14 protein-coding genes and 3 tRNA genes are annotated in these 14918 nt (G+C 50.2%); 9 read left to right on the forward strand and 8 right to left on the reverse strand.

Annotated elements, in window-relative coordinates; all coding sequences use genetic code 11:
- Window positions 1–21 precede the first annotated feature (21 nt).
- From ACN0IC_RS12135 to ACN0IC_RS12150, 4 genes are read left to right on the forward strand one after another with little or no spacing between them, the layout of a single operon-like run.
- Window positions 22–990 carry an alpha/beta hydrolase gene (locus ACN0IC_RS12135; protein ID WP_416879046.1) on the forward strand — a complete coding sequence of 323 codons (969 nt, stop codon included), beginning with the start codon at window positions 22–24 and terminating at the stop codon, window positions 988–990.
- A complete protein-coding gene (locus ACN0IC_RS12140) occupies window positions 987–2315 on the forward strand; it encodes a protein adenylyltransferase SelO family protein (RefSeq protein ID WP_416879062.1) in 1329 nt (442 codons plus the stop codon). The genes ACN0IC_RS12135 and ACN0IC_RS12140 overlap by 4 nt, the downstream gene beginning before the upstream one ends.
- A gap of 56 nt (window positions 2316–2371) precedes the next feature.
- On the forward strand, window positions 2372–3172 hold the full coding sequence (locus ACN0IC_RS12145; RefSeq protein WP_416879047.1) for a YceI family protein: 801 nt from the start codon (window positions 2372–2374) through the stop codon (window positions 3170–3172).
- A gap of 5 nt (window positions 3173–3177) precedes the next feature.
- Window positions 3178–3735, forward strand: a complete 558-nt coding sequence (locus ACN0IC_RS12150; RefSeq protein ID WP_416879048.1) for a cytochrome b — start codon at window positions 3178–3180, stop codon at window positions 3733–3735.
- Between the two features lie 90 nt (window positions 3736–3825).
- Here ACN0IC_RS12150 and ACN0IC_RS12155 read toward each other — a convergent pair.
- A tRNA-Arg gene (locus tag ACN0IC_RS12155) sits at window positions 3826–3899 on the reverse strand.
- Window positions 3900–3981: 82 nt separating this feature from the next.
- Here ACN0IC_RS12155 and ACN0IC_RS12160 point away from each other — a divergent pair.
- Window positions 3982–4791: a thermonuclease family protein gene (locus ACN0IC_RS12160; protein ID WP_416879049.1), complete on the forward strand. Its 810-nt coding sequence runs from the start codon at window positions 3982–3984 to the stop codon at window positions 4789–4791.
- Between the two features lie 39 nt (window positions 4792–4830).
- Here the strand turns inward: ACN0IC_RS12160 and ACN0IC_RS12165 are convergent, their stop codons facing one another.
- The 6 genes from ACN0IC_RS12165 to ACN0IC_RS12190 all read right to left on the reverse strand — a co-directional run bounded on the left by ACN0IC_RS12165 (window position 4831) and on the right by ACN0IC_RS12190 (window position 12282).
- Window positions 4831–6525: a S41 family peptidase gene (locus ACN0IC_RS12165; protein WP_416879050.1), complete on the reverse strand. Its 1695-nt coding sequence runs from the start codon at window positions 6523–6525 to the stop codon at window positions 4831–4833.
- A 157-nt stretch (window positions 6526–6682) separates the two neighbouring features.
- Window positions 6683–7318 (reverse strand): CarD family transcriptional regulator, encoded by a 636-nt coding sequence (locus ACN0IC_RS12170; protein WP_416879051.1) that lies wholly within the window; start codon window positions 7316–7318, stop codon window positions 6683–6685.
- Between the two features lie 181 nt (window positions 7319–7499).
- Window positions 7500–7844: a ferredoxin FdxA gene (fdxA, locus tag ACN0IC_RS12175; RefSeq protein WP_416879052.1), complete on the reverse strand. Its 345-nt coding sequence runs from the start codon at window positions 7842–7844 to the stop codon at window positions 7500–7502.
- An 87-nt stretch (window positions 7845–7931) separates the two neighbouring features.
- Window positions 7932–8249 (reverse strand): S4 domain-containing protein, encoded by a 318-nt coding sequence (locus ACN0IC_RS12180; RefSeq protein WP_416879053.1) that lies wholly within the window; start codon window positions 8247–8249, stop codon window positions 7932–7934.
- 8 nt (window positions 8250–8257) lie between these two features.
- Window positions 8258–11254 carry a helicase-related protein gene (locus tag ACN0IC_RS12185; RefSeq protein WP_416879054.1) on the reverse strand — a complete coding sequence of 999 codons (2997 nt, stop codon included), beginning with the start codon at window positions 11252–11254 and terminating at the stop codon, window positions 8258–8260.
- Window positions 11255–11361: 107 nt separating this feature from the next.
- The gene (locus tag ACN0IC_RS12190) at window positions 11362–12282 is read right to left on the reverse strand and encodes a hypothetical protein (protein WP_416879055.1); all 921 of its coding nucleotides are present in this window, start codon (window positions 12280–12282) and stop codon (window positions 11362–11364) included.
- Window positions 12283–12549: 267 nt separating this feature from the next.
- On the opposite strand from ACN0IC_RS12190, the gene rpmB reads away from it, so the two are divergent.
- Both rpmB and ACN0IC_RS12200 read left to right on the forward strand, forming a co-directional pair.
- Window positions 12550–12846, forward strand: a complete 297-nt coding sequence (rpmB, locus tag ACN0IC_RS12195; RefSeq protein WP_416879056.1) for a 50S ribosomal protein L28 — start codon at window positions 12550–12552, stop codon at window positions 12844–12846.
- Between the two features lie 100 nt (window positions 12847–12946).
- Entirely contained in the window at window positions 12947–13465 is a 519-nt protein-coding gene (locus tag ACN0IC_RS12200; RefSeq protein WP_416879057.1) for a DUF805 domain-containing protein, read from the forward strand.
- A 3-nt stretch (window positions 13466–13468) separates the two neighbouring features.
- Here ACN0IC_RS12200 and ACN0IC_RS12205 read toward each other — a convergent pair whose 3' ends face one another.
- Entirely contained in the window at window positions 13469–14422 is a 954-nt protein-coding gene (locus ACN0IC_RS12205) for a TrmH family RNA methyltransferase (protein ID WP_416879058.1), read from the reverse strand.
- Window positions 14423–14563: 141 nt separating this feature from the next.
- Between ACN0IC_RS12205 and ACN0IC_RS12210 the strand changes: the two genes are divergently transcribed.
- Window positions 14564–14648: transfer RNA gene (locus ACN0IC_RS12210), tRNA-Tyr, on the forward strand.
- Window positions 14649–14676: 28 nt separating this feature from the next.
- Window positions 14677–14750, forward strand: a tRNA-Gly gene (locus ACN0IC_RS12215).
- The last annotated feature ends 168 nt before the right edge of the window (window positions 14751–14918 follow it).

Genomic DNA, 14918 nt, shown 5'->3' on the forward strand with positions numbered 1-14918 from the left:
CCGCTCGGTTATAGCGGGGACATGTTCAGTCCCAAAGAATTTGCTGATAATTTCCGCGAGAGGTTCGAGCGCCTCAAATTCGATCCGGACAAGATTTATTCTATTCATAATAATATTCGCCGATTGACCAATCAGTTCGATCATCCCGGACCCAAGATGAAGGATGTTTTGGATTTTAATGTCCCGGGAGAGGATTGTGACGTCCCCGTCCGGCTTTATATTCCCTTCGGCGCAGAGGATGTGGCGGGGCCGTCGCTGATCTATTTGCATGGCGGCGGGTTTGTGACCTGCTCTATTGAGAGCCATGAAGCGATTGCTTTGCGTATTGCCAATGGGGCCAATATGCGGGTGTTGTCCGTGGATTACCGTCTCGCGCCCGAGCATCCCTATCCGGCGGGACCGATTGATTGTGAGACCGTTTTGAAATGGGCTTTGTCGGGGCAAGGCAAAGACGCTTACGGCATAGACCCGGCCGCCCTTTCGATTGGCGGAGACAGCGCGGGCGGAAATATGAGCGCGTATCTGGCGCAGAAATACCGTAATGATCTCCACGCACAGATCCTGCTATATCCGCTCATGCAATTGACGAATTTCAAACCGCCAAAACCGGGGCCGCAGGACTGGCTTCAATTTGGTTTCATGGCGCTGAAATTTATCAATGAACATTACGTCGCCGGGGCCAACGCAAATGAAACCCGCCTGTCGCCCTTGTTTGAGAAAAACCTGCGCGGTCTCCCGCCCGCATATGTACTAACTTGCGGGCTCGACCCGCTTCGGGATGAAGGCAAGCTTTACGCCGATAATATGTCCTGCCATGGCGTTAAGGTGAAATATCATCATGAGAAGGCTATGCCGCATGGATTTTTAAACTTTTCCCGTGTCTTTCCCAAAGGCCGTACAATCCCTCTGGAGGTTGCCGAATTTATTCGGGATTACGCTCTTCGTGATCCCGTGAAATCTATCACTGAAATGGCCGGAGAAGCCGTATAGCTTATCGTCCTGCCACAGCAATTTATGAGTTGGGCGAAGCGTTTTATGACCCGGTCAAGCCCGCTGAGTTTCCTGAAACAATCTTGCGCTATGCCGACGAGGCATTAGCAAAAAGCCTCGGTCTGCCTACTGACAAAGAGGGGTGGATAGCCCATTTCGGCCGGTTTGAGCCTTTGCCGGATAACTTACGTGAGCCATTGGCCATGCGTTATCATGGTCATCAATTCCGGCACTATAATTCTGACCTTGGGGATGGGCGCGGGTTTCTATACGCGCAGCTTTATGACCCGCAGGGACGGCTATTGGATCTGGGTACAAAAGGCTCCGGACAGACGCCCTATTCCAGACGTGGAGACGGACGGCTCACTCTCTTGGGCGGAGTCAGAGAAGTTCTGGCGACCCGATATCTTGAGCATTTGGGCGTAAATACGTCCCGCAGTCTCAGCCTCATTGAGACGGGCGAAGAGCTTATACGTGGGGATGAACCATCCCCGACGCGCTCGGCGGTTTTAGTGCGCTGCAATCACAGTCATATTCGGTTTGGCACGTTCCAACGCCACGCTTTTTTTACTGATCGGGACGCGATTGAAAGTCTCATTCAATATTGCCTCAAACATTTTTATCCCGACGCGAATGACGGCGCGGACCTGTTAGAGCAAGTGTGCCTGAAAAGCGCAGACATGGTGGCCGGGTGGATGGCCGCCGGCTTTGTTCACGGCGTAATGAATACGGATAATATGAACATTACCGGAGAGAGTTTTGATTACGGCCCTTACCGTTTTCTTCCGACATTGAAATCAGGCATGACGGCGGCTTATTTCGATCACAACGGGCTCTACGCTTTCGCCCGGCAACCTGAATCGATGTACTGGAACCTGGCGCAATTGGCGCAAAGTCTGTCCCTCGTGACCGAAGATGACACCCTTTTAAAGGCTCTCGAAAGTTTTGCGCCGGCGTATCAACGCGCGCTTCGTGACCATGTCTTTCGCCGCTTGGGCCTTCAAGTCACTGAACTCGATAAAGATACGGACTTCGTTCTATCGACTTTTCGCCTACTGGAAGAAAGTCAGGTGAGCTGGCCGCATTTCTGGCATGACTGGCGGGGGCAGGCGTCTGAGAAGGAGATTTACGGCTCTGGTTTCAAAGATTGGCGAAAGGACTACGCCCAATATGAGTCCTCATGTGAGGGGCCTGATAATGACGCCCCCGCCACTTTGATATACGAAGAAATCGGAGAATTATGGGAACCAATTGCAACTCGAGACGATTGGAGTCAGTTAGAGGGTAAGCTGAAATCTTTCGAGCGGGCACCATTGTCGGGATGAAATAGTTTGACCTACTCAGACGGTTCTGCCGTACTAAATTAAACAGGAGAGACTTTATGACGACGATAAAACATCTAACAACCACAACGGCTTTATTGGCGGCGACGGCTCTGATTGGCTGTTCAGACGGTAACCAGACTGCGGAGCAAGTGAAAGAGTCAACAACGGCAGCGGCGCAAGAAACAAAGTCAGCTGTCGCGTCTGCGACTGAAAAGGCTAAGAACGCCACCGAGAAAGTTGTATCTGACGTCAAAAACAAAATGGACGCGCCCGGAGCCGATTTGTCGGAGCTTCCATCCGGAACTTACACCGAAGATTCGGGTCACGCCTATATAGCTTTCAGCTATTCCCATATGGGATATTCTAATCCCATCCTGCGTTGGGGAGAAACCGATGCGACTATCGTTTTTGACAGTGAGAATCCAGAAATGTCGACTTTGAATGTGACTATTCCGGTCGACTCTATTGATAGCGGCGTTGAAAAGTTTGACGAGCATTTGATGAGTTCGGATTTCTTTGATGCCGAAACCTATCCGACGATCACATTTACCAGCACGGACGTTGAACAGGCTCTTATGGGATCTGGTTCCGTAACCGGAGATCTCACTATCAAAGACATAACAAAACCTGTGACCTTCAAAGGGAAAGTCACCAAAGTGGGTGAAAATTTCCAATCAGGTGTTGATATGTTCGGTATTTCTGCAACCGGCTATATTAAACGGTCCGATTTTGGCGTGGATGCCTACACACCGAATGTGGGCGATGACGTTGAAATCATGATCGAGATGGAATTCGCCAAAGAAGGCGCGTCTGATACAGAAGATTCTGAAATGGAAGATTCCGGCGCTGAGAATTAAGACCTATGGCGGCCCAAACCCGCTATTCTAAAACCGCAATTGCCCTTCATTGGACGATTGCGGTTTTGATTATTGGCCTGATTATTTTCGGGCTTTTAATGACAAATCCCAACATGCCGAACCGATTTGTCCTTTATCAGCTTCATAAAAGCTTTGGGATTATGGTGCTCATTTTATCTATTTTCCGTCTGATCTGGCGGTTATTACACACCCCGCCGCCTTTGCCGGAGGGCATGAAAAAATGGGAAGTTGCGGCGGCAAAATTCACTCACATAGCGTTTTACGTGATTATGATCGGGATGCCTCTATTGGGCTGGGCCATGGTCAGCGCGTCCCCTTTACCGATACCAACGGAGCTGTTCTGGACGATACCCTGGCCGGATATTCCCTTCATTCCGGAGAGCGAAGAACTGGAAGACACATTTCAATTCCTTCACGGCAATATAGGTAAGTTGACCATCGGTCTTATAGTGCTTCATTTTGGCGCCGCTATGAAACATCATTTCGTCAATAAAGATAATGTGTTTGTTCGGATGTTCCCTTGGGCGCGCGAGAGGGACTAGCTTATTCGGGCGCACTAAAATCCTCATTCGCATTGCTCATTCGGCGCTCCACTACAATTGATGCCCCGCATCTATTGTGGACGTTGCGCGCGTCCCCGACTGGATTCGAACCAGTGGCCTCAGGATTAGGAATCCTGCGCTCTATCCGACTGAGCTACGGGGACCGCATGAGAGCTCATATCAATTTGATTTAAGATCGCCAATGGAGGAGTCGACTCTTCCCTATATTTCGGCTTTATTTAAACTGTGTTGGCGCAAGTTCCGAATATCCTGTCTCGTAGAACCATTCTTTTGGGCGGCGGGTATTTCTGTTTGGCGGGAAACGCATTTGCCGCGTCCGCAGGAGACTTAGAAGACTTCGGAAAATTAGCCCGCGTTTTCGACGGTGACAGTTTCGTGCTTGGCTCTGGTCTCAAAGTACGTTTGGCGAATATTTTTGCGCCTGAAAAAGGACAGGATTATCATAGGGCCGCTGCGTCTGCTCTTGCGGCGCTGATTGAGGGGCGGAAAATTGGATTGTCCTATACGGGTCCAAAACGAGACCGTTATGATCGGGCTCTGGCGCAGGTCTATACCTTGAAACCGGATGGGACGCCCGATCAATGGGTTCAGTCGGAGATGGTGCGATTGGGATATGGACGGGTAAGATCTTATGCGGATACCGCCTGGAAGATAAAAACGTTGTTGGAGGAAGAAACGGTGGCGCGGGATGCCGGGCGCGGCCTTTGGCAAAGCCCGGATTTTTCAGTTCGACCCCCCGACCCTAATCCTCTTGCGCAATTTGTTGACAGTTTCCAAATCGTTGAGGGCCTAATTATTTCAGCGGCGCAAGTCAGAGGCATGACATTTCTGAATTTCGGCTCCGACTATAAAACGGATTTTACAATTTCAATTGCCCGGCGCGATCGACGGAAATTTGAAAAAGCCGAAATTAATCTGGAAGATATGGAAGGCCGCCGCGTTCGCGTCAGGGGATGGGTCGAGCTTTATAATGGCCCTGTTATCTGGCTGGATCACCCGGAAGCGATAGAATTTCCGGGAGATGACTTCAGTTAATCGCTTGCTATAAAAAAGGGGGCCGGAGCCCCCTGATCATTAGTCTTTAAAACTATATCCCTCTGGCAGGGTAATATCTCGATTGTTTGACAGAACGCTTTGTTCGAGCCGCTCTTGAGGCGGGATGAGTGCGAATTCTGATGAATATTGAGCCTTGGAACTGACTGTCTGAGAAATTTTCGTCCCTGACGAGGTCGGGCAGCTATTATTGTCCCGATAGAAGAGAGCGGTGTTCAGCAAGGCTTCATTTCTGTCACCCAACTCATTATTGATATCGTCTCCGATCGTGCACCCTTTGACGCGCTCGCCAAAATTAAAATTATTATCTTCCGGGACAAAGCCGTCGGAATAATCTCCAAAACCCTTATCATTAATTCCGCGGAATTGGATTGTGTAATAAGTCTCCCCGCAATTGCCGGTTGGGAGGAAACCGTAAGGTTTTCCGCAGGTAATGTCGCCGATTAGAATGATTTCAACATCAATTCCGCGTAGGCCGTTGATGACGGCTTCACTCGCAGAACAGGTGCCGGGCGTGGATAGAATGAAGACTCGCGGTAGGTCCACAGTGCTAAGAGGTTCACCCTCCGGAACAGAAAATCCGACGCCTTCGCTAATAAAAGGGATTGGCTGAACCTGAGCATTGCTGTCATTGGTCGGGTTTGTCCCCATAGCATCTTCGTTATATTGCAGAAGCTCAAACGTTTTGCCGTTTGTTCTAGCATCGCCGGCCACCATATAGCCCAGTTGCGCGGCAACAGCGAGAAGTCCGCCGCCATTATAGCGAAGGTCCAGAACAAGGTCATCAATGTCCTGGGTGCTCAAATTTTCAAAGGCATCTGCCAAAGACTTTTCAGAGGCAAAAGGGCTGAAGGTGTTGAAAAGCATATAGCCGATTTTGTCGCCGTCGCTTGTTGTAATGATTTTAGTCCGATTGACAGGCTCAGGCGCGATATTCTCTGAGGTCAAAGTAATTGTACGGGAAGAGGTCGCCCCAACATCCTGAACAACCAAAGTGTGCTCTTCGCCGGCTGTTCGAGGGAACAGACCATTATTGAGGGCCTCAACATTATCGCTGTCAACGACGCTGACGCCGTCCACTTCAAGAATTTTTGTTCCCCGTGGAAGGTTGACCTGACCATTCACAGTCGCAGAGGCGGGAGAGTCGCTTTCCGTGTATAGAACCCGAAAATCGCGGGGCGGCGTGTTTTGACCATTCACAGCGACGAAACGCGCGCCGTAGCCTGAACGGGGCGCATTATTACGCTGTTCCAAGAATTCGGAAGTTGGCTGACTGAAGTGGAAGTCATCCTTAAACTCACCAGACGCCGTTCTTTCAAACGTTTTCAACTCGGGGAAATACTCGACGGGCGAATTAAAGTTTCCGGGGTCCTGATCCTCGATTTCGCGGTTCCAGAGATAGGTTTCATGTGACCAGGATCGGAGCCAGAAATTTTCTTCTAAAGTTGAACCCGCTTCATCCGGGAAGGGGTTGCCTTCTGAGTCGGTACCTGTGCGCACAACTTCGCATTTATCTTTAAAATTACTCGCATCCTCAAAAACGCCCGCAGTATAGGTTGGAGCCTCACTGGTTGGTGGTGGAGGCGGAGGTGGTGGTGGGGGAGGGGGTGGAGGTGTTACTGCGACATTTCCGCCGCCACCGCCTCCGCCTCCGCAGGACGCAAGGGCGAGTGCTGTTGCACTGACAACTGATAAGAGAATTGACTTGGTGCGCATGAAATATCCCGCCTGAAAATAGTATTTTGTTATAGTATAATATCGTTTGGTAAATTGAAGGTTGCAAGTCACTTTGTCAGAAAAATTCGAATTTTACATATAAAAAAAGGGTCAAATCCAAAGAATTTGACCCTTTTAGATGTAATTTTAACAGAGGTTATGCGGCTTCTTCGTCTTCGCCTTCTTCTGCCGCTTTAGCTTCAGCCTCTTTCGCCGCTTTGGCTGCTTGGCGATTTCGCGCGACCGTCAATGTTTCAAGCACTTCGCTCAACGCAACATCACGAGAGGTTTTGTTTATGGCCGCAACCTCACGTACCATTCTGTCTATGGCAGATTCATAAAGCTGCCGCTCGGAATAGCTCTGCTCGGGTTGTTCATCCGTGCGGTGCAAATCCCGGACAACCTCAGACACCAAAATCAAATCACCTGAATTGATCTTTGCTTCATATTCTTGTGCCCGGCGTGACCACATTGTGCGTTTGATACGCGCGCGGCCTTTCAACGTCGTGAAGGCATCTTTCAATATGAGTTCGTTGGACAGTGCCCGCATGCCTGAATTTGCGGCCTTTTCGGTCGGAACGCGTAAGGTCATCTTATCCTGCTCGAACTTGACGACATAAACTTCGATGTCAAAGCCGGCGATGACTTCCTGTTCAATCCCTGTGACTTCGCCGACGCCGTGAGCCGGGTAAACGACATGCTGGTTTACGCGGAAAGCCGGTTTGGCGGTTTTCTTTTTAGAAGATTTCTTCGTACCGGTTTTTTTACCGGACGTCTTTTTTTCAGTTGCCATGAATGCTGAGCCCTTAAGTTTGGTCAGCGCGTGAAATTACACGTCGCAAATACCCATAATTATAAACAAACGGCGCAGCCTTTTTATGAGCTGCACCGCTAATATGAAGGTAGTATAACACAAATTTATCGAAATAACCACTGGCTTGGCCAGATTTACGGCTAAAACTACTGAAACGGGCTTATTCGTCGCCTGTGCCGGGTTTTTCAGAAAAATATTTCTCGAATTTTCCAGTTTCAGATTCAAACTTTTCGCGATCCGCAGGCGGGTCTTTTTTGACGGTGATAACGGGCCAAAGTTCGGCATATTTTGAGTTTATTTCCAGCCATTTTCCATCTGGATCGTCTTCCGTATCCGGAACGATAGCATCGACAGGGCATTCAGGTTCGCAAACACCACAATCGATGCATTCATCAGGGTGAATTACGAGCATGTTCTCGCCTTCATAGAAACAGTCGACGGGGCAGACTTCGACGCAGTCCATGAATTTACATTTTACGCATTCGTCTTTGACAATATAAGTCACGCGAGAGCTCTCCGTTTACGGTTTGACAGGCCAATGCCGATTGAACGGCATTTTGTCAATATTCGCCTGTATACAGAAGGGTTATTATCAGGACTGGATTTGGGGTTCACCAAGCCATTTGTAAAGAGCCTGAGCCTCTGGGGCCGGGCCACGGCGGGTCCCAGGCGCAACCATTTGCACTGAAATGAGATTTGTTCCCCGCATAAACGTAATGTGATCACCGGGTTTGATAAGGGTATGAGGCTTTTTGACCTTTTCGACCTGACCATTTCTGAAAACACGAATTTTTCGGTCCCGTATTTTCCGCGTTGCAAGAGTTCGGGTCTTCAAAAGCCGCGTTCGATACAGCCAAAGATCAAGGCGACAGGCAGATCTTGTCATATCATCTAAGGCGGGTGAAGACATGCAGTGACTCAACTCTTTTTACTCTCCTTATCGCTATCAGACTTTTTCTCAGTGCCAGAAACTTTCTTATCTTTCTTTCCATTCTTGCTTGATTCGTCAATGTTCAAGGCGGCGAGGGCCGCAAATGGAGAGTTTTTGATGGACGCTTTGCCTTTCGGCGCGGAACCACCGGATCGCCCGCTAGTGTAAACGGCTTTCGGTTTGCCTTTGCCGCCTTTGTGGCGAGGTTTTTTATTCTGTGAGGAGCCGCCTTTGGGCTTGAATCCTTTTTGGCCTCGCGATGGAATCAGCCATACTTCCTTATTGGCAATTTCCGTGACTGAGCCGTCATCGCTCTGTACGCGGTTATTATAAAGGTTGAGGTCGTTCCGGCCCGAGGTTTTCTTCGGTTTCGACGTTCCGGCCGATTTAGGTTTCTCTGATACCGTTTCCGGCTTATTCTCAGGTGAAGACGTCTTTTCAGGGCTAGCCTCGGATTTTGTTTCCTCTTTAGTTTTCGGCGTAGCGGCAGATTCTTCTGATGAACTTTCTTCGGTCTTAGATAGATCCGGTAAACTCTCGCGAGTCTCAGATTGATATCCCAAAGCGGTCAGCACCTTTTGCGTGTCTTCATAGGTTCCGCCGAGAAGAGAAAGCATTTCCTGCATTATCTGGAATGGTCGGCCTCTTGTATCTGTCCCGGGGATTTTACCAAATTGATCCTGCGCCTGACGAATCATCAAGCTGAGACGGTTCAGGATGTCCAGCCGGACAATACGGGTCCCGACGGCGCGATATCCTGCGAGAGCCAGTGCGCGTTCGCTGAAGTTTTCACTGCTTAAATCGCCTTCATTCGGAATGGAGGTCACACCTGCAAATGGAATAAATGGATTCTTATCTCCTCCCGCGCCATAGGCATTTAACAGGCTCAAAAGGCGAGCCGGCTTTGGCTTAAGCATATCCGGCATATAGACATTATAGAATCCGAATTGTACTCCGAGCTCGCGTAATTGACGGCGGGCGTCCTGATTGAGATTCTGGATGGTCTTCAGATGGTCGCGTCTTTCGACCGAGCCGTTACTTTCCAGCAAGGTATAAGCAAACCCTTTTGCCTCAGGCAGGACGTCTTCTCGGTCCTTCATCTCCCGAAGGCCCTTCAAGGGTCCGAGATGGGCGGCGACTTCGGCGCGTAGAAAATCTCTCATTCGATCGGAGGCGAGATTACGCAGATTGGAATTGGCAAAATCACTGGCAATGACTTCAGCATCGGGCGTGAAAACTGAACCGCTGGGAGCGATACGCCCCACAACCATACCGCCCCAAAGGATCTCGCCCCTATCGGACAGAGTAAAGATATTGTGCGCCCCGCCGCAAAGGCTCGTCAGGCGCCTGTCGATTTCGGGACCAACGGCTTTCGCGGCGGCCGCGTCCAGCGCTTTGGCCTCAAGGCCCGAGCCGCTTACGTCTGGTTTGAATGTCAGGCCTTCTAATTGGCCAATCAGATGATCGTCTACGAAGACGTCCCCATTGTCTTTTATTGTCGCGCTCATATAGGCGTCGGCTCCTATGCCTTTTAATAGCTTGCTGGTACGCTTATCTACAAATCGCGCAATGAGGCTCGCATGTAGCGCATCCGATAGGCGGTCTTCAACCTCGCGAGCGTGATTTGCCAAAGTTTTTCCATAATTAAGGTTTTTTTTTGGCATCCAGTTGGTTTTTGACGCGCAATAAGCCCAAGTCCGTATGCTTGCGAGGCGCGATGACAGCTCATGGACCCCGCCGGAGGTGTCGTCCAGACGGTCTATGCGTTGAGTCATAAAGTCAGTGGAGAGCTTTCCGCCGCCCCTTACGAGTATTCTGTATATATCCTGCAATAGTCGGACGTGCGCGTCGATCGTTAGATTTCTGAAATCCGGTATCTGGCAAATTTCCCACAGTTGCCTGACTTGGGCCGGAACTTTAATCCGTTGAGAGATATCATCAATTGCCATAAGCCGCTCTAGCGCGGCTTCATCTTCCGTTCCCTTTATTCTCCGCAGGCGCTTGGTCGGCCGCGGGGCGTGCAGAGTATCGACCAAAGACTTCAGGCTTGAAAAGTCGAGTTTGGAATTCCTCCATTCCGCATAATCCAAAGGTTCAAATTCGTGATTTTCGATGCGTTTGACGAGCTCATCGTCCATCGGCTGACAGTCCCCTGTTGTGCCAAAGGTCCCGTTATTCCGAAAGCGTCCCGCCCGCCCGGCAATCTGTCCCGCTTCCATAGGGGTCAAATATCGTCTACGCCGCCCATCATATTTTGTCAGACCGGCAAAAGCGACATGATCCGTATCCAGATTGAGGCCCATGCCGACCGCGTCAGTGGCAACCAGAAAATCAACTTCGCCGTTTTGAAACATTTCGGCCTGAGCGTTTCGAGTCCGGGGCGAAAGCCCGCCCATTACAACGGCGGCGCCGCCTCTATATCTGCGGATCAATTCAGCCAGGGCGTAAACTTCGGCTGTGGAGAAGGCGACAATGACAGAGCGTTTTGGTAAGCGAGTCAGTTTCTTGGCGCCATCATAATGCAGCGTGGAAAAACGTTCGCGATGTTCAAATCTTATTTTCGGGACAAGTGTTTTTAAGACGGGCTTTACAGTTTCAGCGCCCAGAAAAAGGGTTTCTTCCTGTCCTCTTGCGTTGAGAACCCGATCCGTAAAGATATGGCCTCTTTCGTGATTGGCCATTAATTGCACTTCATCAACCGCCAGAAAGGCAAATCGCCGATCCACCGGCATGGCTTCAACGGTACATATAAAATAGCGCGCGGAGGGCGGAACGATTTTTTCTTCGCCTGTAATCAGAGCAACCTGAGCTTTGCCCTTTTGTGCAGTCACGCGATCATAAATTTCACGGGCCAGCAAACGCAGCGGAAGTCCGATAACTCCGCTTGAACGCCCGAGCATTCGTTCAACCGCGTAATGGGTCTTGCCGGTATTTGTCGGGCCGAGAACAGCCGTGACCGTGGCGGGATTGAGGGGGGCTACCATGGCGCCTGTCTGACTCATCCAGATTAGAATGACAACGCCCGAGGCCATTCTCAGCGGTGGGAGATTCTAATAACCAGGCTTTCAAGCCTATAGTAAATCAGGCAAGTTTAATCATTGGCGTACCGAATAGTCTCTTCGCCCGGCAGGACATATTCCATTTCATCCACTTTCAAAACAGCCGTAATGGCGCTGATTTTATAGGTAAAGCGGATAGGTATATAGAGGCCGAGTTCAGGGAAATGCTTGAAGTAAACATTGACCGGAGTGCTTTCTTCTTCTTCCTCAGGCAGATCTTCGGGATCGAATCCCGAAATCGGTTCATAATAAACGTCACAACTTATCGTTTCGGATTTATAGTCATCGAATTTCAGTTCCCTCGTGCCGTCGCGTTCCATGCGCAATCCGTAATGTTGTTTGGAGTCAAAGACACGAACTGTTCCGTCGCAGACCTCTCCCTTATCTGCCCATCCCCGCATCATCATATTTAGAATGGCGGAAAGTGTATCATCGGCCAGGTAACGTTCAGCAGGTGTCGCCGCTGGCACGCCTTGGCTGCCCAGTGGGGGATCAATGCTGACGTCAATGCTCTCGGCCAAATTGTCGTAAAGCATTTCAACCCGCCGATTCTTTTTATCGAGATTTTGCTGAACATGGAAAGCGGGGCGGAGTCCCTGCGAATCATGAGTGCCTCTGGAGATCGCCCATATCTCCAGCTTTTTTAAAAGGGCTCCCAGGCCAGAGGTCTTTATGTCGGAGTAAACCGCGTATTCCGTCTGATCATACCAGCCGGAATAATGGGAGCGGATCATCCGCAGTCCAAAAACATAGCCTTTAAGTTCAAAACGAAATTGGGTCGCATCCTGCCCGGGAACCGGCAGCGGATAAAATACATCCTTGAGATTACCGTCATTCAGACTTTCAATATTTCGCTCTTTTTGCATCAGATTGACGGAGCTGGCGGGAGCGGCAAGGGCCGTTCCAGCTATCAAAGCTACCAAAGCAGGAATCGCAAAAGATTTAAGGCGCATTCAATTCTCTCCTCGCAGGTGTCTACTTTGCCATGACATGATTTTCTTAGATAGAAGCTGAATGTGATAACGTGTAATCGGTTCATCTGCGTGACAAATCCGTCACAGTTGGTCTATAAGAATGAGAGTTGAGGCAAATTTAATACAGATATCTTCGCTTAAGAGGGGTTGACCTTCTGCGAACATGGCTCTAATTCGCCCTCAATTCTGCCCGCCACACGGCATATTGTCGTCTTCGTGCGGGCCTTTAATGTTTTTAGGTGCACTATGTCCCGTCGTTGCGATCTTTTAGATACCGGCCCAATGTCCGGAAATACAGTATCTCACTCCAATATGAGATCCCGTCGTCGTTTTGATGTAAACTTATGTAACGTGACGCTTCTCTCCGATTCTCTCGGTCAGAAGTTCCGTGTTCGTGTCGCGGCGAAGACTCTTCGTACGGTTGACACCAAGGGCGGCCTTGACGCTTTCCTTATCGGAACGAAAAATCATAAACTGACTGAAAAAGCGAAAAAAATTAAAAAAGCGGTTCTGAAGAGCCGCGCCGAGATTGAAGCGGCTTAGTCTGCTCCAACTCTCGAGAATGAACCCGCCCCATGAGGCGGGTTTTTTTATGGCTTGATACGGCCTTGACCTATTTTGCCGAATAGGGCGTTATGAAGTTATGAGCTTTTCCCCGCCCATTCGCCCGGTTCAAGCCGTACAGGCGTTTTATCGCAAGCGCTTCGACTTTGAGTCCCGCTCGCGCCGCTCAGAGTTTTGGTGGGTGCAGCTGATTTATTTGTTCTTCGGTCTCATTGCCGCATTAATTGATATTGAAGTCCTCGGATATTCAGAAGATCAAATGGCCACTCCTGTTTTTATGCTGCTGGAAATAACCCTTCTGATCCCGATGACGGCTTTGACCGCGCGAAGGCTTCATGATGTGGGGCTGACAGGGTGGGCGCAATTGCCGACATTCTTTTTTTATATAGAGTATATTCCAGGCTATGAGGGATTTGTTTTTGGCGGACTTGGCGAAAGCGGCGGATTGGAAAAGGGCGGAGCAGAGTTGGGCTTTGCTCTTTTAATGTGTCTCTATCTTTTCTGGTTGATATTCTACCTCGTTAAAGATGGTGAGGGGGGTGCGAACCGGTTTGGCGAAAACCCAAAAGAACCCTCTCTGTCCGAGACATTTGATTGATATTTACCCGCGCCGCGCTTCGTAAAGGGCAATGCCGGCTGCCGTCGCCACATTCAGACTTTCTGCCTGACCTGGAATGTCCCGGCTCATCATGGGTATCTTGGCAAGTTGATCACAATTTTTCCTGACCCGATCCCTTAGGCCTGGTCCTTCCGCGCCCATCACAATGACTTGCCGCCCTCCGCCGGAAAGGGCTTGAGACAGAGTAAGGTCGGTTTCGCCGGCCAAACCCGTTACGATCCACCCTATACGTTGTAGTGTCTGCAGGGTGACGCTGATATTGGTTTCGAGGCAGACCGGAACCGTTTCGAGGCACCCGACGGCTACCTTGGCCAAAGCTCCGGATAGAGGCGGCGATTTGCGGGTTTGCATCACAATTGCCGCCACGCCGAACGCGGACGCCAAGCGCAACATGGCGCCGACATTGTGAGGGTCTGTAATCTGATCAAGGACGAGGATGATTCCGTTTCCATTTGTGTCTTCAAATTCAGATTCCGCCAACATTTCCAGGCTGGGCCATTCAAGGGGCGCGGCTTTCACGGCAATGCCTTGATGCGCGGTGTCTGAGCCCAGAATTTTACTTAGAGCTGAGGGAATCACAATTTTAGGAGAGGGACAGCCTTGGGGGAGTTGAATGCGGCCTTGCGCTCCTTCGGTCATGACGACTTCATGAATAGTGCGGCGAGGATTGGACAAAGCGGCGAGGGCGGCATGTGTGCCCCAAATCCAGCCGGCTCCGCCCTCCCGGCCTGATCCGGAACGATTGCTCTTTTTCTCGGCGCGAGGTGAGTCGTCTTTACTGCGGGATTTAGGCGGTCTGGGTTTAGAAGTGGCGCCATGTGAGCGCATTCCATAGGCTTTCTTGCGCGGGCCACTTCCGGATTCAGCTGAATCAGGGCTGTGACGTGCTTTCTTGCCTGTTTTTCTTTGAAATCCGCTATTGCGTGATGATGTCATGGTCTTTATACGTCCGCTGATATTGAACAGGTCTCTGTGCATGAAGCGGCTAACACGCCTGCCGCCCAACTGACAGAGCATTTTTTGTTGGAGGCAACGAAACTTCGATTTTGTTCTACGGCCAGAACGAAATCTTCGGTAGGAGAGGTGGCCGAGTGGTTAAAGGCGTCAGACTGTAAATCTGATCACTATGTGTACGTTGGTTCGAATCCAACCCTCTCCACCACCTTCAACAGAAGGTAACAAATTTTACCGCGGGCGTTGTGTAGTGGTAAGACCTCAGCCTTCCAAGCTGATGACGCGGGTTCGATTCCCGCCGCCCGCTCCAAATAACCCCTAGAGCAGGGGCCCTTGAAATAGGGTTACGGAGCCCTATTTTAGGGCAAGCAATCAAACCGGGTTCGGATAAGCGATCTGTTCCCACAACATGTGAGAGTAAACATGGCAAAAGAGAAATTTGAGCGTAATAAGCCTCATGCCAATATCGGCACGATTG

It is taken from the genome of Litorimonas sp. (genome assembly GCA_029936425.1).
Taxonomy (GTDB): domain Bacteria; phylum Pseudomonadota; class Alphaproteobacteria; order Caulobacterales; family Maricaulaceae; genus Litorimonas.

What these genes read in the sequence shown, in the direction of transcription:
- ACN0IC_RS12135 (WP_416879046.1), top strand. Translation starts at nt 22, where the DNA reads ATGTTCAGTCCCAAAGAATTTGCTGATAATTTCCGCGAGAGGTTCGAG.
- ACN0IC_RS12145 (WP_416879047.1), top strand. Translation starts at nt 2,372, where the DNA reads ATGACGACGATAAAACATCTAACAACCACAACGGCTTTATTGGCGGCG.
- ACN0IC_RS12150 (WP_416879048.1), top strand. Translation starts at nt 3,178, where the DNA reads ATGGCGGCCCAAACCCGCTATTCTAAAACCGCAATTGCCCTTCATTGG.
- ACN0IC_RS12165 (WP_416879050.1), bottom strand. Translation starts at nt 6,525, where the DNA reads ATGCGCACCAAGTCAATTCTCTTATCAGTTGTCAGTGCAACAGCACTC.
- ACN0IC_RS12170 (WP_416879051.1), bottom strand. Translation starts at nt 7,318, where the DNA reads ATGGCAACTGAAAAAAAGACGTCCGGTAAAAAAACCGGTACGAAGAAA.
- ACN0IC_RS12180 (WP_416879053.1), bottom strand. Translation starts at nt 8,249, where the DNA reads ATGTCTTCACCCGCCTTAGATGATATGACAAGATCTGCCTGTCGCCTT.
- ACN0IC_RS12185 (WP_416879054.1), bottom strand. Translation starts at nt 11,254, where the DNA reads ATGGTAGCCCCCCTCAATCCCGCCACGGTCACGGCTGTTCTCGGCCCG.
- ACN0IC_RS12190 (WP_416879055.1), bottom strand. Translation starts at nt 12,282, where the DNA reads ATGCGCCTTAAATCTTTTGCGATTCCTGCTTTGGTAGCTTTGATAGCT.
- rpmB (WP_416879056.1), top strand. Translation starts at nt 12,550, where the DNA reads ATGTCCCGTCGTTGCGATCTTTTAGATACCGGCCCAATGTCCGGAAAT.
- ACN0IC_RS12200 (WP_416879057.1), top strand. Translation starts at nt 12,947, where the DNA reads ATGAGCTTTTCCCCGCCCATTCGCCCGGTTCAAGCCGTACAGGCGTTT.
- ACN0IC_RS12205 (WP_416879058.1), bottom strand. Translation starts at nt 14,422, where the DNA reads ATGACATCATCACGCAATAGCGGATTTCAAAGAAAAACAGGCAAGAAA.